At 61.5% G+C, this 23,627-nt stretch carries 19 protein-coding genes and 1 riboswitch; of the genes, 13 read left to right on the forward strand and 6 right to left on the reverse strand.

The features are described 5' to 3' along the window. Positions 1–31: 31 nt before the first annotated feature. Positions 32–1,837: a lipid A export permease/ATP-binding protein MsbA gene (gene msbA, locus QZR30_RS11335; RefSeq protein ID WP_043047927.1), complete on the forward strand. Its 1,806-nt coding sequence runs from the start codon at positions 32–34 to the stop codon at positions 1,835–1,837. A gap of 252 nt (positions 1,838–2,089) precedes the next feature. After that, a complete protein-coding gene (hldE, locus tag QZR30_RS11340; RefSeq protein WP_046070617.1) occupies positions 2,090–3,514 on the forward strand; it encodes a bifunctional D-glycero-beta-D-manno-heptose-7-phosphate kinase/D-glycero-beta-D-manno-heptose 1-phosphate adenylyltransferase HldE in 1,425 nt (474 codons plus the stop codon). 33 nt (positions 3,515–3,547) lie between these two features. Here the strand turns inward: hldE and QZR30_RS11345 are convergent, their stop codons facing one another. The 4 genes from QZR30_RS11345 to QZR30_RS11360 are packed head-to-tail and all read right to left on the reverse strand — an operon-like array spanning position 3,548 to position 6,924. Then, positions 3,548–4,507 carry a hypothetical protein gene (locus tag QZR30_RS11345; protein ID WP_043047922.1) on the reverse strand — a complete coding sequence of 320 codons (960 nt, stop codon included), beginning with the start codon at positions 4,505–4,507 and terminating at the stop codon, positions 3,548–3,550. Positions 4,508–4,548: 41 nt separating this feature from the next. Next, entirely contained in the window at positions 4,549–5,361 is an 813-nt protein-coding gene (locus QZR30_RS11350) for an aldo/keto reductase (RefSeq protein WP_311903317.1), read from the reverse strand. Continuing rightward, entirely contained in the window at positions 5,358–6,533 is a 1,176-nt protein-coding gene (locus QZR30_RS11355; RefSeq protein WP_046070619.1) for an NAD(P)/FAD-dependent oxidoreductase, read from the reverse strand. Before QZR30_RS11355 ends, QZR30_RS11350 begins: the two co-directional genes overlap by 4 nt. Positions 6,534–6,588: 55 nt before the next feature. After that, a complete protein-coding gene (locus QZR30_RS11360) occupies positions 6,589–6,924 on the reverse strand; it encodes a DMT family transporter (RefSeq protein WP_046070620.1) in 336 nt (111 codons plus the stop codon). Between the two features lie 199 nt (positions 6,925–7,123). Here QZR30_RS11360 and QZR30_RS11365 point away from each other — a divergent pair, with 199 nt between their 5' ends. Then, a complete protein-coding gene (locus QZR30_RS11365) occupies positions 7,124–8,014 on the forward strand; it encodes a LysR family transcriptional regulator (protein ID WP_046070621.1) in 891 nt (296 codons plus the stop codon). A gap of 23 nt (positions 8,015–8,037) precedes the next feature. Further along, positions 8,038–9,315 (forward strand): lipid IV(A) 3-deoxy-D-manno-octulosonic acid transferase, encoded by a 1,278-nt coding sequence (gene waaA, locus QZR30_RS11370; RefSeq protein ID WP_046070622.1) that lies wholly within the window; start codon positions 8,038–8,040, stop codon positions 9,313–9,315. A gap of 61 nt (positions 9,316–9,376) precedes the next feature. Here waaA and QZR30_RS11375 read toward each other — a convergent pair whose 3' ends face one another. Beyond that, positions 9,377–10,816, reverse strand: coding sequence for a TolC family outer membrane protein (locus tag QZR30_RS11375; protein WP_046070623.1), 1,440 nt, complete (start codon positions 10,814–10,816; stop codon positions 9,377–9,379). Between the two features lie 195 nt (positions 10,817–11,011). Next, a riboswitch (TPP riboswitch) is annotated at positions 11,012–11,117 on the forward strand. 149 nt (positions 11,118–11,266) lie between these two features. Between QZR30_RS11375 and thiC the strand changes: the two genes are divergently transcribed. Both thiC and cytX read left to right on the forward strand, forming a co-directional pair. Next, the gene (thiC, locus tag QZR30_RS11380) at positions 11,267–13,156 is read left to right on the forward strand and encodes a phosphomethylpyrimidine synthase ThiC (protein WP_046070624.1); all 1,890 of its coding nucleotides are present in this window, start codon (positions 11,267–11,269) and stop codon (positions 13,154–13,156) included. Positions 13,157–13,296: 140 nt separating this feature from the next. Then, positions 13,297–14,586, forward strand: a complete 1,290-nt coding sequence (gene cytX / locus QZR30_RS11385; RefSeq protein WP_056847113.1) for a putative hydroxymethylpyrimidine transporter CytX — start codon at positions 13,297–13,299, stop codon at positions 14,584–14,586. On the opposite strand, the gene QZR30_RS11390 is transcribed toward cytX, so the two are convergent. Then, positions 14,555–15,301 carry an RsiV family protein gene (locus QZR30_RS11390; RefSeq protein ID WP_311903318.1) on the reverse strand — a complete coding sequence of 249 codons (747 nt, stop codon included), beginning with the start codon at positions 15,299–15,301 and terminating at the stop codon, positions 14,555–14,557. The genes cytX and QZR30_RS11390 overlap by 32 nt on opposite strands. 194 nt (positions 15,302–15,495) lie before the next feature. Between QZR30_RS11390 and QZR30_RS11395 the strand changes: the two genes are divergently transcribed. The 7 genes from QZR30_RS11395 (at position 15,496) to parC (ending at position 23,563) form a co-directional block, all read left to right on the forward strand. Next, entirely contained in the window at positions 15,496–16,113 is a 618-nt protein-coding gene (locus QZR30_RS11395) for an NUDIX domain-containing protein (protein WP_046070627.1), read from the forward strand. Further along, on the forward strand, positions 16,104–16,553 hold the full coding sequence (locus QZR30_RS11400; RefSeq protein WP_043047907.1) for a DUF1249 domain-containing protein: 450 nt from the start codon (positions 16,104–16,106) through the stop codon (positions 16,551–16,553). The genes QZR30_RS11395 and QZR30_RS11400 overlap by 10 nt, the downstream gene beginning before the upstream one ends. 98 nt (positions 16,554–16,651) lie before the next feature. Beyond that, entirely contained in the window at positions 16,652–17,467 is an 816-nt protein-coding gene (cpdA, locus tag QZR30_RS11405) for a 3',5'-cyclic-AMP phosphodiesterase (RefSeq protein ID WP_311903319.1), read from the forward strand. Between the two features lie 203 nt (positions 17,468–17,670). Next, positions 17,671–18,279, forward strand: a complete 609-nt coding sequence (locus tag QZR30_RS11410; RefSeq protein WP_043047904.1) for a YqiA/YcfP family alpha/beta fold hydrolase — start codon at positions 17,671–17,673, stop codon at positions 18,277–18,279. Positions 18,280–18,325: 46 nt separating this feature from the next. Beyond that, complete coding sequence (gene parE / locus QZR30_RS11415; protein ID WP_046070629.1) at positions 18,326–20,230, forward strand: DNA topoisomerase IV subunit B; 1,905 nt, start codon at positions 18,326–18,328, stop codon at positions 20,228–20,230. Beyond that, positions 20,230–21,225: an esterase-like activity of phytase family protein gene (locus QZR30_RS11420; protein ID WP_059398350.1), complete on the forward strand. Its 996-nt coding sequence runs from the start codon at positions 20,230–20,232 to the stop codon at positions 21,223–21,225. The genes parE and QZR30_RS11420 overlap by 1 nt, the downstream gene beginning before the upstream one ends. Positions 21,226–21,298: 73 nt before the next feature. Continuing rightward, positions 21,299–23,563: a DNA topoisomerase IV subunit A gene (gene parC / locus QZR30_RS11425; RefSeq protein ID WP_046070631.1), complete on the forward strand. Its 2,265-nt coding sequence runs from the start codon at positions 21,299–21,301 to the stop codon at positions 23,561–23,563. Positions 23,564–23,627: the final 64 nt, after the last annotated feature.

Consider the following 23,627-nt stretch of genomic DNA (forward strand, 5'->3'; position numbering starts at 1 on the left):
GTCAGCCTCCTTTTTCAAAACGCCGCGTGATATGACCGACTCCAGTCCGAGCGCAAGCCCTTCGAGCTTGAAAATATACTTCCGTCTGCTCAGTTACGTTAAGCCCTATATGGGCTTGTTCGCCTTGAGTATCCTCGGATTTCTGATTTTCGCGTCGACTCAGCCGATGCTGGGTTACATCCTCAAGTACTTTGTCGACGGCCTCTCCAACCCGGAAGCCGTGCTGTTCCCGACCGTGCCATTCCTGCGCGACCTGCAACTGCTGCAGGCCGTGCCGCTGCTGATCATCCTGATCGCGGCCTGGCAGGGCCTGGGTTCGTTCCTGGGCAACTATCTGCTGGCCAAGGTTTCCCTGGGCCTGGTCCACGACCTGCGGGTGCAGTTGTTCAACAACTTGCTGACGCTGCCCAACCGTTATTTCGATAACCACAACTCCGGGCACCTGATTTCCCGCATCACCTTCAACGTGACCATGGTCACGGGGGCGGCGACCGACGCCATCAAGGTGGTAATCCGCGAAGGCATGACGGTGATCTTCCTGTTCGCCTCCCTGCTGTACATGAACTGGCGCCTGACGCTGGTGATGATCGCGATCCTGCCGTTGATTGCCGTGATGGTCAGCACCGCCAGCAAGAAATTCCGCAAGCAGAGCAAGAAGATCCAGGTGGCCATGGGCGACGTCACCCACGTGGCCTCGGAGACCATCCAGGGCTATCGCGTGGTGCGCAGCTTCGGTGGTGAAGTCTATGAAGAGAAGCGCTTCCTCAAGGCCAGCCAGAGCAACACCAACAAGCAACTGCGCATGACCCGCACCGGGGCGATCTACACCCCGGCGCTGCAGTTGGTGATCTACTCCGCCATGGCTGTGCTGATGTTCCTGGTCCTGTACCTGCGTGGCGACGCCTCTGCCGGTGACATGGTGGCCTACATCACCCTGGCCGGTTTGTTGCCCAAGCCGATCCGCCAACTGTCGGAGGTCAGCTCCACCATCCAGAAAGGTGTGGCGGGCGCCGAAAGCATTTTCGAACAACTGGACGAAGACGTTGAGGTCGACCACGGCACCATCGAGCGTGACAAGGTCAGCGGTCGCCTGGAAGTGCGCAATCTGAACTTCACCTACCCTGGCACCGAACGCCATGTGCTCAAGGACATCAGCTTCACCGCCGAGCCTGGGCAGATGATCGCCCTGGTGGGACGTTCGGGCAGCGGCAAATCAACCCTGGCCAGCCTGATCCCGCGTTTCTACCACCATGAAAGCGGCGAAATCCTGCTCGACGGCGTAGAGATCGAAGACTACAAGCTGCTCAACCTGCGCAAGCACATTGCCCAGGTCACCCAGCACGTGACCCTGTTCAGCGACACCGTCACCAACAACATCGCCTACGGCGATCTGGCCGGTGCACCTCGCGCCGACGTTGAAGCGGCGGCGGCGGATGCCAACGCCAAGGACTTCATCGACCAGTTACCCAAGGGCTTCGATACCCAGGTTGGCGAGAACGGCGTGCTGTTGTCCGGCGGCCAGCGCCAGCGCCTGGCAATTGCCCGGGCCTTGCTCAAGAATGCGCCGCTGCTGATTCTCGACGAGGCCACCTCGGCCCTCGACACCGAGTCCGAGCGGCATATCCAGGCGGCACTGGACAAGGTCATGCAAGGCCGCACGACCCTGGTGATCGCACACCGCTTGTCGACCATCGAGAAGGCTGACCTGATCCTGGTGATGGACGACGGCCGAATTGTCGAACGCGGCACCCACGGCGAGTTGCTGGCGCAGAACGGTTATTACGCTCGCCTGCATGCCATGGGGCTGGATGCGCCGGTAGCGGCTGACATCACCTGATCAACAGGCGTCACGGCTCGAATGTGGGAGGGGCTTGTCCGAAGGTTTTTTTGTAGGAGCGAGCTTGCTCGCGAAAAACGTCAACGATTACGCGTGCTTCCTGAATAAACGCGGCGCCTGTGAGTTTTTCGCGAGCAAGCTCGCTCCTACAGAGGGTAGCCCCCTCTCACATTTGCCCCTGCAGTGCGCGCAAGCGACCGCAAACCCTGTGCTAATATCGCGCCCCTGTTCATTTTGTATGTGGGTTGCTCCATGAAGTTGTCCATGCCGCGATTCAATCAAGCCGCTGTCTTGGTGGTCGGCGATGTCATGCTCGACCGTTACTGGCATGGCGGTACCTCACGGATTTCCCCTGAGGCACCGGTACCGGTAGTCAAGGTCGAGCAAATCGAAGACCGCCCAGGTGGCGCTGCCAACGTCGCCCTCAATATTGCCGCCCTCGGCGCCCCGGCCTCCCTGGTGGGGGTGACCGGTGACGACGAAGCTGCCGACAGCCTGGCCAACAGCTTGCAGGGTGCCGGCGTGCGTGCGCTGTTCCAGCGCATCGCCCATCAGCCGACTATCGTCAAGCTGCGGGTCATGAGCCGTCACCAGCAATTGCTGCGTATCGATTTCGAAGAACCCTTCGCCACCAATGCCCTGGCCCTCAGCGACCAGGTCGATGCGTGGCTCGAAGGTGTCAAGGTGCTGGTGTTGTCCGACTACGGCAAAGGCGCCTTGCAGAATCACCAGGTGTTGATCCAGGCCGCCAAGGCCCGCAACATTCCGGTGCTGGCCGACCCCAAGGGCAAGGACTTCTCGATTTATCGAGGCGCGAGCCTGCTGACGCCAAACCTCAGCGAGTTCGAGACCATCGTCGGCGGTTGCGTCGATGAACACGAGCTGGTGAGCAAGGGCGCCGCTCTGATGGCTGAACTCGACCTGGGCGCCTTGCTGGTGACCCGTGGCGAGCACGGCATGACCCTGCTGCGACCTGACCATCCGGCCATGCACCTGCCGGCGCGGGCCCGTGAAGTGTTCGACGTTACCGGTGCCGGTGACACCGTGATTTCCACCCTGGCGGCTTCTATCGCGGCCGGTGAAGAGTTGCCCCACGCCGTGGCCTTGGCCAACCTGGCGGCGGGTATTGTGGTGGGCAAGCTGGGTACCGCCGCCATCAGCGCGCCGGAATTGCGCCGTGCGATCCAACGCTCCGAAGGCTCGGAGCGCGGCGTGCTGGGCCTGGAGCAATTGCTGCTGGCGATTGACGATGCCCGCGCCCACAACGAGAGCATAGTCTTCACCAACGGCTGCTTTGACATCCTGCACGCCGGGCATGTGACTTACCTGGAGCAGGCGAGTGCCCAAGGCGATCGCCTGATCGTCGCGGTCAACGACGATGCGTCGGTCAGCCGCCTGAAAGGCCCGGGCCGTCCGATCAACAGTGTCGACCGACGCATGGCGGTGCTGGCGGGGTTGGGCGCGGTGGACTGGGTGATCAGCTTCTCCGAAGATACCCCGGAGAACCTGCTGGCCCAGGTCAAGCCCGACGTGCTGGTCAAGGGCGGTGACTATACCGTCGATAAGGTGGTCGGTGCGGATATCGTGAGTGCCTATGGCGGCACGGTCAAAGTGCTGGGGCTGGTTGAAAACAGCTCTACCACTGCTATCGTCGAAAAGATCCGCAACAACGAGTAACACCCGTGACGCCCGGGGCGAGCCTGCTCGCCCTTAGCTCTTCTTCGGCACGATCTTGCGCAGCATCTGCCGCGCCTTGCCGGTCAGACGCTTGAGTTTCGAGTCCTTTTCCGGTTCTGCCAGGCCCTGCTGCCTTAGCCAATCCTTCCAGCGAATCCGCTCATCGCGCACCAGCCAGCCTTCCTGCCGGGCGAAGCTTTCCGCTAGGTACAAACCGCGTGTGCTGGCCGGGTACAGCTGGTCTTTCTTTACGGTGTACAGCTCGGCGAGCGGCTCGCCGTCTTTCAATGGCATCAGGTACAGGTCCGGGCGCTGGCGGTCCAGGCGCGCCACCAGTTGGTCGCCTTCGAGGCGTTCATCCACATGGAACAAGCTGAGGGACTTGGCTTCCTTCGGCACTTCCAGGCGCAGGTCATAAATCAACTGCAGTGACGCCGTCGGCAGGTGCACGTAGGCCCGCGGGCGCTCGATCAATTGAGTGGTGGCGCAGCGTACCGGGCGAGCGGCACCGGACAAGGGGCTCAGGCGAAACGGCAGGGCTTCGCGGTAATGCAGGGCGGCGGAGTAGGGCGCCGGCAGCCAAGTGTCGTTGAAACGCCCGCCGAGCCAGCCTTCCGGGGTTTCGAGCAAGCATTCCTCGGCAATTTCCTGGATGGCGGTGTGCAGTGGCAGGTTCAGTTCATGGGCCGGGACGTAGCCGGAAATCAACTTGAGCACCACGTCGCCGCGGTCCTGGCGGCGTTGGCGCACCAATACCCAGTAATCCTTGTTCTGCCAATGCAGGGTCAGGCGTACCGAAACACCGAGGTTCGCCAGTTCGAGGGCGAAGCGCTCGGCGTCCGGAACCTCTACCGGCTTGCGCCGTTGCAGGGTCTGGGCAAAGTTGAGCGGCATGCCGACGCTCTGGTAGCTCAGGCCCTCGGGGGTGGCTTCGACGTGCAGCGGCAGTGTCTTGAAGTTACTCGGGTTTTTTCGAATCAGCGTTCGCGGCATGTCGGCTCCTTCTTGCGACGGGGTCGGCCGCGTCGGCGGCATCAGAGTTGACGGATGACCCGGGCAGCGGTTGCCGCATTATGGGCCAGGTGCAGCGGATTAATGGTCCCGACAATAGCACTGGCGACGCCCGTTTGCGCAAACAACAGCTTGAAACTGGCATCAATTGGATCCATTCCTGGCTCCAGGCACACGTGGCCGCTGGCCAGGGCCTTTTTCACCAGGATGCCTTTGCCATGGGCTGCTGCATAATCGATCACGGCTTTTTCGGCCTGCTCGTTGAGGTTGTAGGTCACCATCGCGCAATCACCCTGTTCCAACGCTTTTATGCCGCCTTCGACGGTCTTGCCGGAAAAACCGAAAGCGCGAATCTTGCCGTCTTTTTTCAGCTCTGCCAGGGTCTGGTAAACCTCGCAATCGTTGAGGATATGCAAGTCGTTGCCATCGGAATGCACCAGCACCAGGTCGATAAAATCCGTTTCAAGGCGTTTCAGGCTGCGTTCAATCGACATCCGCGTATGGTCCGCGCTGAAATCGTGCTGGGACACGCCATTGGCAAACTCTTCGCCGACCTTGCTGACGATTACCCAGTCCTTGCGTTGCCCGCGCAATAACGGGCCCAGGCGCTCTTCGCTCATGCCGTAGGCCGGTGCGGTGTCGATCAGGTTGATGCCCAGCGAGCGGGCCAGGAGCAGTAGCCTGCGTGCCGCTTCGTCGCTGGGGATCTGAAAGCCGCTGGGGTATTTCACCCCCTGGTCGCGGCCCAGCTTGACGGTACCCAGGCCCAGTGGCGACACCCGCAGGCCGGTGTTGCCCAAGGGTCGATGAAAGTCGTGCAGGGTTAGCATGCTCATGGCAACAGTTGCTCCCAGGCAGGTTGGCCGATAGTCGGTTTTGGCAGGTCGGGCAGCGCCTCGCCGGCGCCAGGGCGGATGCCGTCGCGCTCCAGGGCGTGCAGGACCCGGTCGGCGAAGTCCGGCGCCAGGGCCAGCTTGGTCGGCCAACCAACCAGCAGGCGGCCGTCTTCGGCGAGGAAGGCGTTATCGGGGCGGGTCAGCCCAGATTGCAGCGGTTCGGCGCGATCCACCCGCAGGGTTGCCCACCGGGTTTGGCTCATGTCGATCCAGGGCAGCAATTGCGCCAGCTCTTTCTGTGCGGTGGCGATCTGTTCCTCTGGTGTGCGTGCCACGCCATCAGCCTCGGCGATATCGCCGCCCATGTACCACACCCAGTTGCCGTCGGCAGCCGGGTGGGTGGTCACGGTGATGCGCGGCTTGGTGCCGCCGCCCAGGCAATGGGCATACAGGGGTTTGAGGCCCGGACCTTTGGCGATGATCATGTGCAGCGGGCGTTTTTGCATGGCCGGCTGGCTCAGACCCAGGGCCGTGAGCACATCGGCGGTACCGCCGCCGGCACTCAATACGATGCGCTGGGCACGGATCTCGCGGCCGTCGACTTTCAAACCCACCAGGGTGCCGTCTTCGAGCAGGGGCTCGATGTGCTGGCCGGCAAGCAAGCCGTCACCCGCCAGTTGCGCCAGGTGTTCAATCAGACTTGGCACGTCGACCACCAATTCCGCCAGGCGATAAACCTTGCCCTTGAAACGGCGGTCTTGCAGGGCTGCGGGCAACTCGTCGCCCTTGACCTGATCGACGCGGCCGCGCACGGCCTTGCTGGCGAAGAAACTGGTGAGGTTGCCGGCGAGGGTGCCCGGTGACCACAGGTAATGGGCTTGGGACAGTACGCGTACGCCGGACAGGTCGAGCTCACCGTCACCCGCCAGGGCTTCACGCCAGCGGCGCGGCATGTCGGCAATGGCTTCGGAGGCGCCGGTGAGGGCGCCGTGCAAGGCATATTTCGCGCCGCCGTGGATGATGCCCTGGGACTTCACGCTTTGCCCGCCACCCAGGGTGGCGCTTTCCACCACTACCGTGGAAAACCCCTGGCGGCGCAGGCGTGCGTTGAGCCAGAGGCCGGCAACCCCGGCGCCGACAATCAGAACGTCGGTGGAAATAACGGATGGCATCGGCGACCTCAGTGTTCAAGACAAGAGGCGCAGTATACAGGCTGTTGAGTGGTGGTCAGTGCCCCACGGTTTTCGAGAACAGCTGAATCACCACCACGCCCAGCACAATCATGCCCATGCCCAGCATCGCCGGGACATCCAGCTTCTGCCCATAGATGAACAACGCTGCGACGCTGACCATCACAATCCCCAGCCCTGCCCAGACCGCATAGGCTATGCCCACTGGCACGGTGCGCACCACCAGGGTGAGCATCCAGAATGCGACGCCATAGCCCACAATCATCAACAACAACGGGATCGGTGTGCTCAAGCCCTTGACGGCTTTCATGGAGACGGTCGCAACCACTTCCGAGCAAATGGCAATGGCCAGGTAAACGTAGGCGGCATTCATGGGGAAATCCTCGGTAGTTTCAAAATCTGTAGGAGCGAGCTTGCTCGCGAAAAACGTCAACGATTACGCGGGCTTCCTGAATAAACGCGGCGCCTGTGCGTTTTTCGCGAGCAAGCTCGCTCCTGCAGTGGTCGGCATTCTAGTTGTTTGCCAGATGCGGTAAAGTCATTACCTATCTGGATTGGAGATAGGTTGAGCCATGAGCGTGCAGTGGAACCTGGAACAGATGCGCCTGTTCGTCAGCGTCGCTGAGCGGCGTTCGTTTTCGGCCGTCGCCCGCGATCAGCGCAAGGCCCAATCGGCAATCAGCAATGGTATTGCGCTGCTGGAAGCGGACTTGGGCGTGAGCCTGTTTGAACGTAGCAGCGGCCGTCAGCCGAGTTTGACCGAGGCCGGCGCCGTATTACTGGAGGAAGCCCGTGAAGTGCTGCGCCAATGTGAGCGGCTCAACGGCCGGGCGCTGTCCTTGACCCGCGGCGAGGAAGCCTGCCTGCGGCTGGCCCAGGATGAGGCGATGTTGTTCCAGCCGGTGCTCGACAGCCTCGAGGCGCTGGCGGTGCACTACCCGCTGCTGGAAGTGCAGCTGTCCAGCGCCGCCCAGGGCGACGTGGCGCGCAAGCTGGTGGAGCGCAAGGCGGACCTGGGGCTGTTGTTCTATCACGATCAGATCCCCGAGGCCCTGGAGCGACGTGTGGTAGGCAGTGTGGAAATGGTCACGGTGTGCGGTGTGAATCACCCGCTGGCCAAGGAAAAGTACGTGACGTGCCAGCATTTGGCTCAGTTTCGGCAGTTGCTGATGTCGACCCAGACTAGCGTCTACCCTGGCAGCGAGGCGGCGAGCCCGCTGGTGTGGCGCGCCGACAGCTTCTACGTACTCGCCGAATGGCTGATGAGTGGCCTGGGCTGGGCCTGGCTGCCTCGGCATATCGTGCAATACCCAACCTATCAACAACAGATGGTCGAGTTGACCAGCGAATGGACGCCGCCGGCGCTGGTGGTCGAGTTGGTGTGGCGCCGCGATGAACATCTGGGGCCCGCCGCCCGCTTCCTCGCCAAACGTTTTGCCGAGTGCTTACAGGCGATCGACTGAAAAAGCCGATAAACTCCGCCGCCATGAATAGAACTCTCTATAGCTGTCTGTTTTACCTGGCGCTGCCGTTGGTGGCCTTGCGTTTGTGGTTGCGTGCGCGCAAGGCGCCGGCCTATGCCAAGCGTGTGGGCGAACGGTTTTCCTATGGCTTGCCGGCGATGCGTCCCGGCGGGATCTGGGTGCATGCCGTGTCGGTGGGCGAAAGCATTGCCGCCGCGCCGATGGTTCGTGGTTTGTTGGAGCGTTATCCACAGCTGCCGATCACCGTCACCTGCATGACGCCCACCGGTTCCGAGCGGATCCAGGCACTGTTCGCCAACGAGCCGCGCATCCAGCACTGCTACTTGCCTTACGACTTGCCTTGCGCCGCCAAGCGATTTCTTGATCGCGTGCAGCCCAAGCTGGCGGTGATCATGGAAACGGAGCTTTGGCCTAACCATATCCATGCCTGCGCCCAGCGCGGTATCCCGGTGGCGCTGGCCAATGCGCGATTGTCGGCGCGTTCGGCCAAGGGGTATGCGCGTTTCGCCAAGCTGACTGCGCCGATGCTCTCGCAAATGAGCCTGTTCGCTGTGCAGACTGAAACCGAGGCCGAGCGATTTCGCAGTCTTGGTGCGCGTCCTGAAACCGTGGAGGTTACCGGTTCGATCAAATTCGACCTGAGCATCGATCCGCAATTGCCGGAACGCGCCGCCGCGTTGCGTGAACAATGGGGCGCCAGTGAGCGGCCTGTGTGGATCGCTGCCAGTACCCACGAAGGCGAAGATGAAGTGGTGCTTGCGGCGCATCGCCAATTGCTCGCCAGCTACCCCAATGCGTTGCTGATTCTGGTACCGCGTCACCAGGAACGCTTTAGCCCGGTGTTTGAGCGTTGCGTTCAGCAGGGCTATGCCACGGTGCGCCGCTCCAGTGGCGAGCCGGTCAGCGCGCAAACCTCGATTTTGCTTGGCGACACCATGGGCGAATTACTGTTCCTCTACGCCTTGGCCGACAGTGCCTTTGTCGGCGGTAGCCTGGTGCCGACGGGGGGGCACAATCCGCTGGAGCCGGCGGCTTTGGGTAAGCCGGTGATCATGGGGCCCCATGTATTCAACTTCCTCGACATCACCGCGATGATGCGCGACGCCGGGGCGTTGCGCGAGGTGGATGACGCAGAAGGTTTGGCCGAAGCCGTGAGGCAACTGTTCGAACTGCCGCAGGATGCGCACAGGATGGCGCAGGCGGGGTTGAAAGTGATGCAGGCCAACCAGGGGGCGTTAAAACGCCTTTTGGACGGTTTGGAAAGATTGATCGCTCACTGACCCAACACCCATCAAATGTGGGAGGAAGCAAGCCCCCTCCCACTTTGGTTTTGCAGTGTGATCAATAACCCGGACGGGCCTTGAGCTGCTCGGCGGCGGCTTTGGCCAAATCCGGTGGCAGGAAGTCCTTGTCCGGGTTGTAGTCGGCCTTGAGGTAGCGCGCCAGGTCTTGCAAGTCCCCTGGGTTCAGGGTGCCCGCCGCTTGTTTCAAGCGCAGGTTGTCGAGGATGTAGTCGTAGCGGCTGTTGTTGTAGTTGCGCACCGAGGAGTACAGCTGGCGCTGTGCATCCAGCACGTCAACGATATTGCGCGTGCCCACCTGATAGCCGATTTCCGTGGCTTCCACCGCGCTCTGGTTGGAGATGATCGACTGGCGGCGTGCTTGTACCTGTTCTACATCGGTGTTCACAGCACGGTGCAGGTTGCGGGTGTTTTCCACCACCTGGCGGCGCAGGCCCTCGCGTTGTTGCTCGGTCTGGTCCAGGCGTGAATAGGATTCGCGCACTTGCGAGCTGGTAAGCCCGCCGCTGTAGATCGGGATGTTCAAACGCAGCCCAATTGTGCGTTGGGAGACATCACCGCCGTACGGGATGGGCAACTGATTCGGGTTGCTGAAACCCAGGGCGTCGTTGTCGCCTTTTTCGTATTGCGCGACGGCATCGAGCGTCGGCAAGTGCCCGGCCTTGCGTTGGCGCAGGGTTTCTTCGGCGGCGGTCACCGCGTAGTTGCTGGCCAGCAGGTTGAGGTTCTGGCGACCGGCCGTTTCGACCCAGGCTTTGGCGTCGTTCGGTGCCGGCGGCAGCACGGGCAGGGTGTGGACGATGCCCTGGATAGAATTGTATTGGCGATTGGTCAGGGTGATCAGCGCTTGGAAGGCGTCATCTACCTGGCGCTGGGCAACGATGCGGTTGGCCCGGGCCGTGTCATAGCTGGCCTGGGATTGCAGGACGTCGGTCTTGTCTGACAGGCCCACGTCAAAACGTTCGTTGGACTGGTCGAGCTGGCGCTTGAAGGCATTTTCTTCGGCCTTGGTCGAGGCCAGGTTGTCCTGGGCGCGCAGCACGGCGAAGTAGCTCTCGGCGCTTTGCAGGATCAGGTTCTGCTCGGTGGCCGACAGTTGCAGCGAGGCTTGTTCGTTGACGGCTTCGGCGGCTTGCAGTTGGAACCAGCGATCGGCGCGGAACAGCGGCTGGCTCAGTGTGGCGCGCCAGGAGTGGGCGTCGCGGTTGGCCGTGGCGGCCGGCTGATCGATCTGGGTGCGCACGTTATTGCTGTCGGCACCGGCCGACAGGTTTGGCAGCAAGCCGGCACGAGCCTGGGGCACTACTTCTTTTTGCGCGCCATATTGGGCGCGGGCAGCGGCCAGGTCGGCGTTGTTGTGCGCCGCTTCCTGATAGACGCTGACCAGGTCGGTGTTGGTGGACAAGGGCGCTTCAGCTGCCCAGACCATTCCATTGGTCGCACAAGACACGGCAACAGCCAGTGAGAGTTTGCGCAGCATGAGGCGATCCCTAGTTTAAATATTACGGCGATAATTTAGCGCTCAAGGCTAAGGCTGGCCATTCCTGGCGTCAAGTCCTGGGCAGTGCCCGAGTGTAGTGGCCGGATCACGGCACAACAATCCCACGATCACGCCATTCATCACGCTGAATGCACCGCTATTGGCAATTTGCCCGCGCCATGGTCTAGACTGGCCGAGTTCTTGTCGGGGTGCCTTGTTGGAAGGCTGAGATCGGTAAATACCGGATCCCGTTGAACCTGATCAGGTTAACGCCTGCGTAGGGAACAAGATTTCTCGTCACCCGGCGAGTCCTCTTGTGCTTCGTCCGGGATGTAGTTCGACCATCGAACGGCCCTCGAGTACCAAGCACAGCACTGGTTTCAGTGCGTCCATCCGTCACAGGTTCGCTCCGACAAAAATCCACCGCCTGGATAAGTTGGAGAGCCCGTGATGACGACAAAACTAAAAAATACCGTGCACCTGAGTGAATCGGCCAAGGTCGACTCCGGCTCCGTGCAGCCGTTTACCCGCTCGCAAAAAATCTACGTACAGGGCTCGCGCCCCGATATCCGCGTACCCATGCGGGAAATCAGCCTGGATGTGACTCCCACTGAGTTCGGTGGCGAAATCAACGCCCCCGTGGTGGTCTACGACACCTCCGGCCCCTACACAGACCCCAATGTTGTCATCGACGTGCGCAAGGGCCTGGCTGATGTGCGCTCGCCCTGGATCGAGGAGCGGGGCGATACGGAGCGCCTTTCCTGCCTGAGTTCCAAATACGGCCAGGAACGCCTGGATAACCCGGACCTGGCCTACCTGCGCTTTGCCCACCTGCAAAACCCGCGTCGTGCCAAGGCCGGCGCTAACGTCAGCCAGATGCACTACGCGCGCAAAGGCATCATTACGCCTGAGATGGAGTTTGTGGCCATCCGCGAAAACATGAAGCTCGAAGAAGCCCGTGCCGCCGGCCTGCTCAAGCAACAACATGCCGGGCACAGCTTTGGCGCGAGCATTCCAAAAATCATCACGCCTGAATTCGTGCGCGAAGAAATCGCCCGCGGCCGCGCAATCATCCCGGCCAACATCAACCACACCGAGCTGGAACCGATGATCATCGGCCGTAATTTCCTGGTGAAGATCAACGGCAACATCGGCAACAGCGCCCTGGGTTCGTCCATTGAAGAAGAAGTGGCGAAGATGACCTGGGGCATTCGCTGGGGCTCGGACAACATCATGGACTTGTCTACCGGCAAGCACATCCATGAAACCCGTGAATGGATCATCCGTAACTCGCCGGTGCCGATCGGTACCGTGCCGATCTACCAGGCCCTGGAAAAAGTCGACGGCGTTGCCGAGGACCTGACCTGGGAGCTGTTCCGCGACACCCTGATCGAACAGGCCGAGCAAGGTGTGGACTATTTCACCATCCATGCCGGCGTGTTGCTGCGCTATGTGCCGCTGACCGCCAACCGCGTTACCGGTATCGTCAGTCGTGGCGGCGCGATCATGGCCAAGTGGTGCCTGGCCCACCACAAGGAAAACTTCGCCTACACGCATTTCGAAGAAATCTGCGAAATCATGAAGGCTTATGACGTCAGCTTCTCCCTGGGTGACGGCCTGCGCCCGGGCTCGGTCGCCGATGCCAACGATGCCGCTCAGTTCGGCGAACTGGAAACCCTGGGCGAGCTGACCAAGATCGCCTGGAAGCACGACGTGCAAACCATGATCGAAGGCCCTGGCCACGTGCCGATGCAACTGATCAAGGAGAACATGGACAAGCAGCTGGAGTGCTGCGACGAGGCGCCGTTCTACACCCTCGGCCCGCTGACCACCGACATAGCACCGGGCTATGACCACATCACCTCGGGTATCGGTGCGGCCATGATCGGCTGGTTCGGTTGCGCCATGCTCTGCTATGTCACGCCCAAGGAGCACCTGGGTTTGCCGAACAAGGATGACGTGAAGACCGGGATCATCACCTACAAGATCGCCGCCCACGCAGCGGATCTCGCCAAAGGCCATCCGGGTGCGCAGATTCGCGATAACGCCTTGAGCAAGGCGCGCTTCGAGTTCCGCTGGGAAGACCAGTTCAACCTGGGCCTGGACCCGGACACCGCACGGGCATTCCACGACGAAACGCTGCCGAAAGAATCGGCCAAGGTCGCGCATTTCTGCTCGATGTGCGGGCCGAAATTCTGTTCGATGAAGGTGACTCACGAAGTGCGTGAGTATGCGGCCAACCAGCGTATTGAGGCGGTGGATGTGGACGTGGCCAAGGGCTTGGCTGAGCAGGCTGAGCGGTTCAAGCGCGAAGGCAGCCAGCTCTACCAAAAGGTCTGATCCGGGATTTCAGGCGCCTGTAAGGGCCTCATCGGAAGCAAGCCCCCACATTTGACTGTGTTCACAAATTCAAATGTGGGAGGGGGCTTGCCCCCGATAGCCATCTGTCAAATAACAAATGCCCCTCAGAGATAGCACCCTTGAGCTTTCAACCCAGTACTTATTCTCCCGGCACCGCGGTGCCTGCTGACAAGCGCGTCTTCGGCGCCCGCGACCTGTTCTCCCTGTGGTTCTCCCTCGGCATCGGCCTGATGGTCCTGCAAACCGGCGCTTTGCTGGCGCCGGGTCTGGGGCTGTCGGGTTCGTTACTGGCCATTTTTCTCGGCACCCTGGTCGGCGTGCTGCTGCTGGCTGCCGTTGGCGTGATCGGCAGCGACACGGGGCTGTCTGCCATGGCTGCGCTCAAACTTAGCCTCGGTAGCCGGGGCGCCAGCCTGCCGGCGCTGCTGAACCTGCTGCAACTGATCGGCTGGGGCTCGTTTGAGATCATTGTGATGCGCGACGCCGCCAGCTTGCTCGGCACGCGGGCGTTCAGCGAGGGTAGCCTGCTGGCGAACCCCTTGCTGTGGACGCTGTTTTTTGGTGGCCTGGCGACCTTGCTGGCGGTCAGCGGGCCGCTGGCGTTTGTGCGGCAGATCCTGCGCAAATGGGGCATCTGGCTGTTGCTCGCCGCCTGCCTGTGGCTGACCTGGAACCTGTTCGCCAAGGCTGACTTAGCTGCCCTCTGGGCCCAGGCCGGTGACGGTTCGATGCCGTTTGCAGTGGGGTTCGATATTGCCATCGCCATGCCGTTGTCCTGGTTGCCGCTGATTGCCGATTACTCGCGCTTCGGCAAGCGCGCAAAAAGCGTATTCGGCGGCACGGCGCTGGGGTTCTTCATCGGTAATTTCTGGCTGATGAGCCTGGGCGTGGCCTACACCCTGGCGTTTGCGCCGAGCGGTGAAGTGAATGCGTTGCTGCTGGCCCTGGCTGGCGCGGGCCTGGGGATTCCACTGCTATTGATCCTGTTGGATGAATCGGAAAACGCCTTTGCCGATATTCACTCGGCGGCGGTGTCCAGCGGGATGCTGGTGCGCTTGAAGGTCGAGCACTTGGCGTTGGCCATTGGCGTAATCTGCACCTTGATTGCCTGCCTGGCGCCCTTGGCGCAGTACCAGAACTTCCTGTTGCTGATCGGCTCAGTGTTCGCGCCGTTGTTCGGCGTAGTGCTGGTGGATCACTTCATCCTGCGTCGCCGTGCCCCTGGCGCCATCACGGCATTGCGCTGGACGGCATTGTTGGCCTGGCTGGGAGGTATCGCCACTTACCATCTGCTGGCCAACCTGTATCCGCAGGTTGGCGCAACCCTGCCGGCACTGTTGCTGGCAGGGCTGTTGCAGCTGATCCTGGGTCGGGCGTTCAGTGGCGAGCCGGCACCAGGTCAGGCTTGATCACACCGCTGAGGCGCGCATAGGGGATGGTCATTTCGATCAGCCCCATGGCGTATGGGGCGATGGTGGCGACGTTGTACTTGAGTACCACGCCGCTGCTGGTCAGGGCCACGTTCGGGGTTTTCTGGAACGGCCAGTTCTTCACGAACTCTGGGTCGCGATCCATCTGCGAGTTGATCAGCCAGGTGTTGTGGGCGACCTTCGCGGTGTTCCAGAACGCCTGTTCCTGGCCGGGCAGCAGCATGTCGGCCAGGTTCAGTTCCTTATGCAGCAGGCGTGAATAATTAATGAAGCCGCGCCCCGGCTCGCCGTGGGCAACGCCGGTGTCCAGGTAGCTGGACACTTCAATGATCACCAGTCCGTCATGCTGCTCGCGTACCTTGGCCTGCAAATACATGCTGTGGCGGTTCGGCGATTCACGCAGGAACTTGTCACGATAGGCATTCAAGGTGGCCGGTACGGCAGCACCCGGGGTGGTGCGGGTCATTTGCAGCAGGCGTTGCTCTACCAGGGTGTCGAGCTGTGGCTCGGCCGGGAAGTGCAGGGTATCGATGTTCACCAGCGGGCAGTCAGGGCTGTCGCAGCCGGGCTTGATCTGCTCCGTTTTGTCGGGGGTGGTGTCCAGTGGCTTGAGATGGCCGGGTTGGAACAGGCTTTGGCAGGCACCCAGGGTCAAGGCAATACAGGCCACGGAGGCGATTCTTAAAAGCGACATGTGTGTCCTTCGTAAATCGGTGGAAAGCGAAAAAGAGTAGCGCTTGGACTGCCGACGAGGCCGTCAGTTCGCCACTAGACTGATAAGGGTGAGTTTGACGTCCGCCGCCTGTCCCGGCAACCGGAAAGGGGCTGCATCAACGGGCATTGGCGCGTTAGGATGGCGCGAATTGCACGCAGACATTGAGGAAAAATATGACGGACATTGCCAAGTCCACGCCGAACAGGATCGAGATCGTTCAGCGCGACAATGCCTACCAGGGTTTCTACAAGCTTGATCGTGTGCAATTGCGCCACGAGAAGTTCGATGGCGGCATGAGCCGGGTGATCAACCGCGAAGTCTTCGTGCGTCATGATGCTGTGTGCGTGCTGCCCTACGACCCACAACGTGATGAGGTGGTGTTGATCGAACAGTTCCGCATCGGCGCCATGGGGCGCGCCGGCAACCCGTGGCTGGTGGAGATGGTCGCCGGCCTGATTGACAAGGATGAACAACCGGAGGAAGTTGCACACCGCGAGGCCGAGGAGGAAGCTGGGCTGACATTCTCCGCACTGTGGCCGATCACCAAGTATTTCCCGTCGCCCGGCGGCAGTACCGAATTTGTCCACCTGTACCTGGGCCGTTGCGACAGCTCGGGCGCTGGCGGCGTCCATGGACTGGAAGAAGAAGCAGAAGATATCCGCGTTACCGCCTGGGCATTCGAAGACGCCTTGCAAGCGGTGCGCGACGGCAAGATTTCCAATGCAGCCAGCATCATTGCCCTGCAGTGGCTTGCGCTTAATCGCGCGGAAGTGAGGGGGTTATGGCAGTAAAGGCACGGGAACGTTACCGAGTTGACCTGATCGGGCTGCAAGCCGCCTGCGAGGCCAACTATGCGCGGCTGATGCGCCTGCTCCCCGACATGCGCCACACCCCCGAGGCGCGGCGTATCGCGGTGACCCATGGCGACCAGATGCTCGGCGTGCTGGCCCTGGAAGTCATCCTCACCTGCCCGTACACCACGACGCTGCGCGTGCGCCAGGAGCACAGCCTGCCTTGGCTGCCGGTGCCGCAATTGGAAGTGCAGGTGTACCACGATGCGCGTATGGCCGAAGTGATCAGCGCCGAGCATGCGCGACGCTTTCGCAGCATCTATCCTTACCCGAATGTGTTCATGCACCAACCCGACGAAAAAGCACAGCTCAATGTGTTCCTCGGGGAATGGCTGAGCCACTGCCTGGCCTTGGGCCATGAGTTTGAAGTCGTGCGGTAGATGTGAACTGCGTCTGCTTACCCTGCTTTCCTCTTTGTGTCCTGCCCTAGCATAATCGCGCCACCTATCCATTCCAGTGATTGCCTTGGGAGAGCGCCTTGTCGAGCGTATCCAACGTGAACCCCGATGCCAGCGCGTTGTTGGTGCAGCTGTCCGACAGCCATTTGTTCGCCGAGGCGGACACTGCCCTGCTGGGCATGAATACCCGTGCCAGCTTGCAGCGGGTGATCGAACTGGTGTGCGAGCAACAGCCGCGGATCGATCTGGTGCTGGCCACCGGTGACTTGTCCCAGGATGGCACGCTCGAGTCATACCAGCAGTTTCGTGACATGACCCGGCCGATTGGCGCCCCGGCGCGCTGGATCCCGGGCAACCACGACGAACCGCAGGTCATGGCCCAGGCGGCCGTACACAGTGATTTACTCGAGCCGGTGGTGGATATCGGCAACTGGCGCATTACCCTGCTGGACTCTGCCGTACCTGGTTCGGTGCCGGGCTACTTGCAGGACCAGCAACTGCAGCTGCTCGCTCAGGCCCTGAGCGAAGCGCCGAGCCGCCACCACCTGGTGTGCTTGCACCATCATCCGGTGCCCATCGGTTGTGCGTGGATGGAGCCTATCGGCCTGCGCAATCCCGAGGCGCTGTTTGCTGTGCTTGACCGCTTCCCGCAAGCGCGGGCGCTGCTCTGGGGGCATGTGCACCAGGAGATCGACCGCGAGCGCAACGGGCTGCGGTTGCTGGCGTCGCCGTCCACCTGTATCCAGTTCGCGCCGGGCAGCGAGGACTTCCAGGTCAGCGAGCAAGCGCCGGGGTATCGCTGGCTGCGCTTGCATGCCGACGGACGGTTGGAGACTGGGGTGGAGCGGCTTCGGGACTTCGCGTTTACCGTCGACTACGGCAGCAACGGCTATTAAGACCTGCAAACACTGATCAAATGTGGGAGGGGGCTTGCTCCCGATGGCGGTGGGTCAGTCACAGCTATTGGGGCTGACGCACCGCCATCGGGAGCAAGCCCCCCTCCCACATGGGTTCTGCGGTGTCTGGAAGATCGGGTGCTCACACCTCACTCCGATCCCTGTAAACTGCGCCTCTTTGGCCCAAGCACGGAGAGCCCGGCATGTCCGCTTCGATCCTGTATATCCACGGTTTCAACAGTGCTCCGGCCTCCAACAAGGCCAGTCAGCTGATTACCGTGATGGGCGCCCTCGGTCTGGCCGAGCAACTGCGTGTGCCGGCTCTGCATCACCACCCGCGTCAGGCTATTCCGCAATTGGAGCAGGCCATTGACCAACTGGGACGGCCGCTGCTGGTCGGCAGCTCACTCGGCGGCTACTATGCAACCCATCTTGCCGAACGCCATGGCCTCAAGGCGCTGCTGGTCAACCCGGCGGTCAGCCCCCATCGGATGTTCGACGGCTACCTGGGCACCCAGAAGAACCTCTACACCGATGAGACCTGGGAGTTGACCCACGATCATGTCGCGGCGCTGGCCGAACTTGAAGTCCCGGCACCCCAGGATGCCGCGCGTTATCAGGTGTGGTTGCAGACCGGGGATGAAACCCTGGACTATCGCCTCGCCCAGCAGTATTACCGGGCCTGTGCATTGCGCATCCAGGCCGGTGGCGACCATGGTTACCAGGGGTTCGCCGAGCAATTGCCGGCACTGTTGAGCTTTGCCGGCATTGGCGCAGATCAGTATCAATCCTTCGATTTTTCGTCACTGTAGAAAATCGCAGGTCACTTTTTAATCGAACGACTCACGACGAGACCCCATGGCCACTCCCAGCGCTAGCTCTTATAACGCCGACGCCATCGAAGTCCTCTCGGGCCTCGACCCGGTGCGCAAACGTCCCGGTATGTACACCGACACCAGTCGGCCGAACCACCTTGCCCAGGAAGTCATCGACAACAGCGTCGACGAAGCCTTGGCCGGGCACGCGAAGTCGGTGCAAGTCATCCTTCATGCCGACCACTCCCTTGAAGTGTCCGACGATGGTCGCGGCATGCCGGTGGACATTCACCCGGAAGAGGGCGTGTCGGGCGTCGAGCTGATCCTCACCAAACTGCACGCCGGCGGCAAGTTCTCCAACAAGAACTACCAGTTCTCCGGTGGTTTGCACGGTGTGGGTATTTCGGTGGTCAACGCCCTGTCGACGCAAGTGCGGGTCAAGGTCAAGCGCGACGGCAACGAGTACCAGATGACCTTCGCCGATGGCTATAAAGCCACCGAGCTGGAAGTGGTTGGCACCGTTGGCAAGCGCAACACCGGCACCAGCGTGTACTTCGCCCCGGACCCGAAATACTTCGATTCGCCGAAATTCTCCATCAGCCGCCTCAAGCATGTGCTCAAGGCCAAGGCTGTGTTGTGCCCGGGTCTATTGGTCAGCTTTGAAGACAAGGGCACCGGCGAGAAGGTCGAGTGGCACTACGAAGACGGCCTGCGCTCGTATCTCGAAGACTCTGTCAGCGACTTCGAACGCCTGCCCAACGAGCCGTTCTGCGGCAGCCTGGCCGGTAATAAGGAAGCCGTCGACTGGGCGTTGCTGTGGTTGCCCGAAGGTGGCGACAGCGTACAGGAAAGCTACGTCAACCTGATCCCCACCGCCCAGGGCGGCACCCATGTCAACGGTTTGCGCCAGGGCTTGCTGGACGCCATGCGCGAATTCTGCGAATACCGCAGCCTGTTGCCGCGTGGTGTGAAGCTGGCGCCGGAAGACGTATGGGAGCGCATCGCGTTCGTGCTGTCGATGAAGATGCAGGAGCCGCAATTTTCCGGCCAGACCAAGGAGCGCCTGTCGTCCCGTGAAGCGGCAGCGTTTGTCTCCGGTGTGGTCAAGGACGCTTTCAGCCTGTGGCTCAACGAGCACCCGGAGCTGGGCCTGGCCCTGGCCGAATTGGCGATCAACAACGCCGGTCGGCGCTTGAAGGCCAGCAAAAAGGTTGAGCGCAAGCGCATCACCCAAGGCCCGGCATTGCCGGGCAAGCTGGCCGATTGCGCCGGGCAGGACCCGATGCGCTCCGAGCTGTTCCTGGTCGAAGGTGATTCCGCCGGCGGTTCCGCCAAGCAAGCGCGGGACAAGGAGTTCCAGGCGATCCTGCCGCTGCGCGGCAAGATCCTCAACACCTGGGAAGTCGACGGCAGCGAAGTGCTGGCCAGTCAGGAAGTGCATAACATCGCCGTGGCCATCGGGGTCGACCCGGGTGCGGCGGACATGAGCCAGCTGCGCTACGGCAAGATCTGTATCCTCGCCGACGCCGACTCCGACGGCCTGCACATCGCCACCTTGCTGTGCGCGTTGTTCGTGCAGCATTTCCGCCCGTTGGTGGATGCCGGTCACGTCTACGTCGCCATGCCGCCGCTGTATCGCATCGACCTGGGCAAGGAGATTTTCTACGCTCTGGACGAAGCTGAGCGCGATGGCATCCTTGATCGCCTGGTGGCCGAGAAGAAACGCGGTAAGCCTCAGGTCACGCGATTCAAGGGCCTGGGTGAGATGAACCCGCCCCAACTGCGCGAAACCACCATGGACCCGAACACCCGGCGCCTGGTGCAGTTGACCCTGGAAGACTTCGCCGGCACGTCGGAAATGATGGACATGCTGCTGGCGAAGAAGCGTGCGCCGGATCGCAAGGCCTGGCTGGAATCCAAAGGCAACCTGGCCGAGGTTCTGGGCTGATGCGCACAGGCTTCGCCCTGGCAATCCTGATGTTGAGCGGGCTGGCGGCCACCCAGGTGGTTGCCGCGCCCGTGGCGGAGCTCAAGCTGGTGTCCGAGCACCCTGTGGACGGCATGCGCGGCGGTAACCTTTCGGGCCTGGCGTTGTGTGGCAAGGAACTGTGGACGGTTTCTGATCGGGATGACGATCAGATCTACCGGCTGGATACCGGCGCGCCTACCTGGAACGCCGAAGCGGTGCAGATCGATGTGCCGCCCGTGCCCGAGTCCGGTCTGCCTTGGGGGTTGCGTTCGCGCACCAAGGCTGCTTCGTTCATTCGCGGCGGTGACCTGGATTTTGAAGGCATTAGCTGTGATGCCGTGGGTAATCGCTACATTGTCAGCGAAGCCCATGCGGCGGTGTTGCAGGTCCCGGCGACTGGCGCGCCCGAATGGTTGAAAATTGCCCCCGGCATGGTGCGCGAAGCCCGGGCCAGTGGCATGTTGCTGCACTTCAATGCCTTGTTCGAAGGCCTGGCGGTAAACCCCGAAGGCAATCAGATCTGGCTGGCCGCCGAGCGTGAACGCCGTGGCTTGATCTCGATCAAGCGTGGCCAGAGCGTATGGGATTGCGACGGCGCCTGTGTGTTGTTGAGTGAGGCCGGCCAGGAGGTGCAGCCGGCGCAGTTCACCAACGCCAAGGCGGTATCCAAGGACTTTGCCGACCTGGCGCTGTTCAACGGCAAGCTGTTTACTCTGGAGCGCAATGCGTTCCAGATTTGCCGGCGCGATACGCTCACGGCCAAGATCGAGCTGTGCTGGTCGTTTGCCGACCAGATGCTCACGCCGCCGCGACGTTATGCACAGGCTTATGGACTGGCCGAAGCCCTGGTGGTGGATGCCGACGGCGCGTGGATCGGTATCGACAATAATTTTGGCCCCCGCGCCGATGGTGAAAAACGCCCCATGGTCTATCGTTTCGCCGCCCCCGACGGTGGCTGGAGCGCCCAGCCATGAGCCCGCAGTTTTTTCAAATGACCCGACGCAGCGGCAGTTCCGCTGCGCGTTACCCAACAATGATGAGGCCCGCATGAGTGACATCCTCGCAGACAGCTTAGATGGCGTAGAACGCCGGTCGCTGGCTGACTTCACCGAAAATGCCTACCTCAACTACTCCATGTACGTGATCATGGACCGTGCCTTGCCGCATATCGGCGACGGCCTGAAGCCCGTGCAACGGCGCATCATCTATGCCATGAGTGAGTTGGGCCTGGACGCCGATTCCAAGCACAAGAAGTCGGCGCGTACCGTCGGTGACGTGCTCGGTAAGTTCCACCCCCACGGCGATTCGGCGTGCTATGAGGCCATGGTGCTGATGGCCCAGCCGTTCAGCTACCGCTACACCCTGGTGGACGGCCAGGGCAACTGGGGGGCGCCGGATGATCCCAAGTCCTTCGCTGCCATGCGTTATACCGAGGCGCGGTTGTCGCGTTACTCCGAAGTACTGCTCAGCGAATTGGGCCAGGGCACTGCGAACTGGGGCCCGAACTTTGACGGAACCCTCGACGAACCTTTGGTATTGCCGGCACGTTTGCCGAATATCCTGCTCAATGGCACCACGGGTATCGCGGTCGGCATGGCCACCGACGTACCGCCGCACAACCTGCGCGAAGTCGCCACTGCCTGCGTGCGCTTGCTGGATGAGCCCAAGGCTACGGTCGAGCAGCTTTGCGAGCATATCCAGGGCCCGGATTACCCGACCGAAGCGGAAATCATCACGCCCCGTGCCGACCTGTTGAAGATGTACGAAACCGGCAAGGGCTCGGTGCGCATGCGCGCCGTGTACCACATCGAAGACGGCGACATCATTGTCACCGCGCTGCCGCACCAGGTGTCCGGTGCCAAGGTGCTGGAGCAGATCGCCGCATTGATGCAGGCCAAGCCATCGAAACTGCCCCAAGTGACCGACCTGCGTGACGAGTCTGACCATGAGAACCCGTGCCGCATCGTGATCATCCCGACCAATAGCCGGGTGGATCATGAAGTGTTGATGCAGCATTTGTTTGCCAGCACTGACCTGGAGTCCAGCTACCGGGTCAACGTCAATATCATCGGCCTGGACGGCAAGCCGCAGTTGAAGAACCTGCGCAATCTGCTGGTGGAGTGGCTGGAGTTCCGCGTACAGACTGTGCGCCGCCGCCTGCAATTTCGCCTCGACAAGGTTGAGCGCCGTCTGCACCTGTTGGACGGTTTGCTGATTGCCTACCTCAACCTGGATGAAGTGATTCATATCATCCGTACCGCCGAGCACCCGAAGGCCGAGCTGATCGCGCGTTTCGAGCTGAGCGAAATCCAGGCTGACTACATCCTCGACACCCGCTTGCGCCAGTTGGCACGCCTGGAAGAAATGAAGCTGCGCGACGAGCAAGACGCGCTGCTCAAGGAGCAAGCCAAGCTGCAGGCGCTGCTGGGCAGCGAAGCCAAGCTCAAGAAGTTGGTGCGCAGTGAGCTGATCAAAGACGCCGAAACCTACGGCGATGACCGTCGTTCGCCTATCGTTGAGCGTGCTGAAGCGAAGGCGCTGACAGAAACCGAGCTGTTGCCTAACGAGAAAATTACCGTCGTTCTGTCGGAAAAGGGTTGGGTTCGTTCCGCCAAAGGGCATGATATTGACGCCACCGGCCTTTCGTACAAAGCTGGTGATGGCTTCAAGACCGCTGCGGCCGGGCGTTCCAACCAGTTCGCGGTGTTTATCGACTCGACCGGGCGCAGTTATTCGGTGCCGGCCCACACCCTGCCATCTGCACGAGGGCAGGGCGAGCCGTTGACCGGGCGCCTCACGCCACCACCGGGGGCAAATTTCGAGTGCGTGCTGCTGCCGGACGATGATGCGCTGTACGTCATCGCCTCCGACGCCGGTTACGGTTTCGTGGTCAAGGGCGAAGACCTGCAGGCCAAGAACAAGGCGGGCAAGGCACTGTTGAGCCTGCCGAACAACGCCAAGGTGATCCTGCCAAGGCCGGTGGATGATCGTGAGAGCAATTGGCTGGCCTCGGTGACCACCGAGGGGCGTTTGCTGGTGTTCAAGATCAGCGATTTGCCGCAGCTGGGCAAAGGCAAGGGCAACAAGATTATCGGGATTCCCGGCGACCGGGTGGCCAGTCGCGAAGAGTACGTGACCGACATCGCGGTGGTCCCGGAAGGCTCTACCCTGGTGCTCCAGGCTGGCAAGCGCACGTTGTCATTGCGCCCTGACGACCTGGAACACTACAAGGGCGAACGCGGGCGGCGTGGTAATAAACTGCCTCGCGGCTTCCAGCGAGTGGACGCCTTGCTGGTGGAAACGCCGGTTTAAGCTGTACTAGAGGCCTCGATCTACGATTTAACGCGTAGATCGACGCTTTCGCGCTGGAGTCATG

The sequence above is a fragment of the Pseudomonas sp. rhizo25 genome (assembly GCF_031931935.1).
In the GTDB taxonomy this organism is placed as follows: Bacteria; Pseudomonadota; Gammaproteobacteria; order Pseudomonadales; family Pseudomonadaceae; genus Aquipseudomonas; species Aquipseudomonas synxantha.

Bases quoted from the DNA above. Each gene is read 5' to 3' on its own strand.
- waaA (WP_046070622.1), top strand. From the start codon at position 8,038: ATGAATAGAACTCTCTATAGCTGTCTGTTTTACCTGGCGCTGCCGTTG.
- thiC (WP_046070624.1), top strand. From the start codon at position 11,267: ATGACGACAAAACTAAAAAATACCGTGCACCTGAGTGAATCGGCCAAG.
- QZR30_RS11410 (WP_043047904.1), top strand. From the start codon at position 17,671: ATGTCCGCTTCGATCCTGTATATCCACGGTTTCAACAGTGCTCCGGCC.
- QZR30_RS11355 (WP_046070619.1), bottom strand. From the start codon at position 6,533: ATGCCATCCGTTATTTCCACCGACGTTCTGATTGTCGGCGCCGGGGTT.
- parE (WP_046070629.1), top strand. From the start codon at position 18,326: ATGGCCACTCCCAGCGCTAGCTCTTATAACGCCGACGCCATCGAAGTC.
- msbA (WP_043047927.1), top strand. From the start codon at position 32: ATGACCGACTCCAGTCCGAGCGCAAGCCCTTCGAGCTTGAAAATATAC.
- hldE (WP_046070617.1), top strand. From the start codon at position 2,090: ATGAAGTTGTCCATGCCGCGATTCAATCAAGCCGCTGTCTTGGTGGTC.
- QZR30_RS11375 (WP_046070623.1), bottom strand. From the start codon at position 10,816: ATGCTGCGCAAACTCTCACTGGCTGTTGCCGTGTCTTGTGCGACCAAT.
- QZR30_RS11420 (WP_059398350.1), top strand. From the start codon at position 20,230: ATGCGCACAGGCTTCGCCCTGGCAATCCTGATGTTGAGCGGGCTGGCG.
- QZR30_RS11360 (WP_046070620.1), bottom strand. From the start codon at position 6,924: ATGAATGCCGCCTACGTTTACCTGGCCATTGCCATTTGCTCGGAAGTG.
- QZR30_RS11400 (WP_043047907.1), top strand. From the start codon at position 16,104: ATGGCAGTAAAGGCACGGGAACGTTACCGAGTTGACCTGATCGGGCTG.
- QZR30_RS11365 (WP_046070621.1), top strand. From the start codon at position 7,124: ATGAGCGTGCAGTGGAACCTGGAACAGATGCGCCTGTTCGTCAGCGTC.
- QZR30_RS11390 (WP_311903318.1), bottom strand. From the start codon at position 15,301: ATGTCGCTTTTAAGAATCGCCTCCGTGGCCTGTATTGCCTTGACCCTG.
- QZR30_RS11395 (WP_046070627.1), top strand. From the start codon at position 15,496: ATGACGGACATTGCCAAGTCCACGCCGAACAGGATCGAGATCGTTCAG.
- QZR30_RS11350 (WP_311903317.1), bottom strand. From the start codon at position 5,361: ATGAGCATGCTAACCCTGCACGACTTTCATCGACCCTTGGGCAACACC.
- QZR30_RS11345 (WP_043047922.1), bottom strand. From the start codon at position 4,507: ATGCCGCGAACGCTGATTCGAAAAAACCCGAGTAACTTCAAGACACTG.
- parC (WP_046070631.1), top strand. From the start codon at position 21,299: ATGAGTGACATCCTCGCAGACAGCTTAGATGGCGTAGAACGCCGGTCG.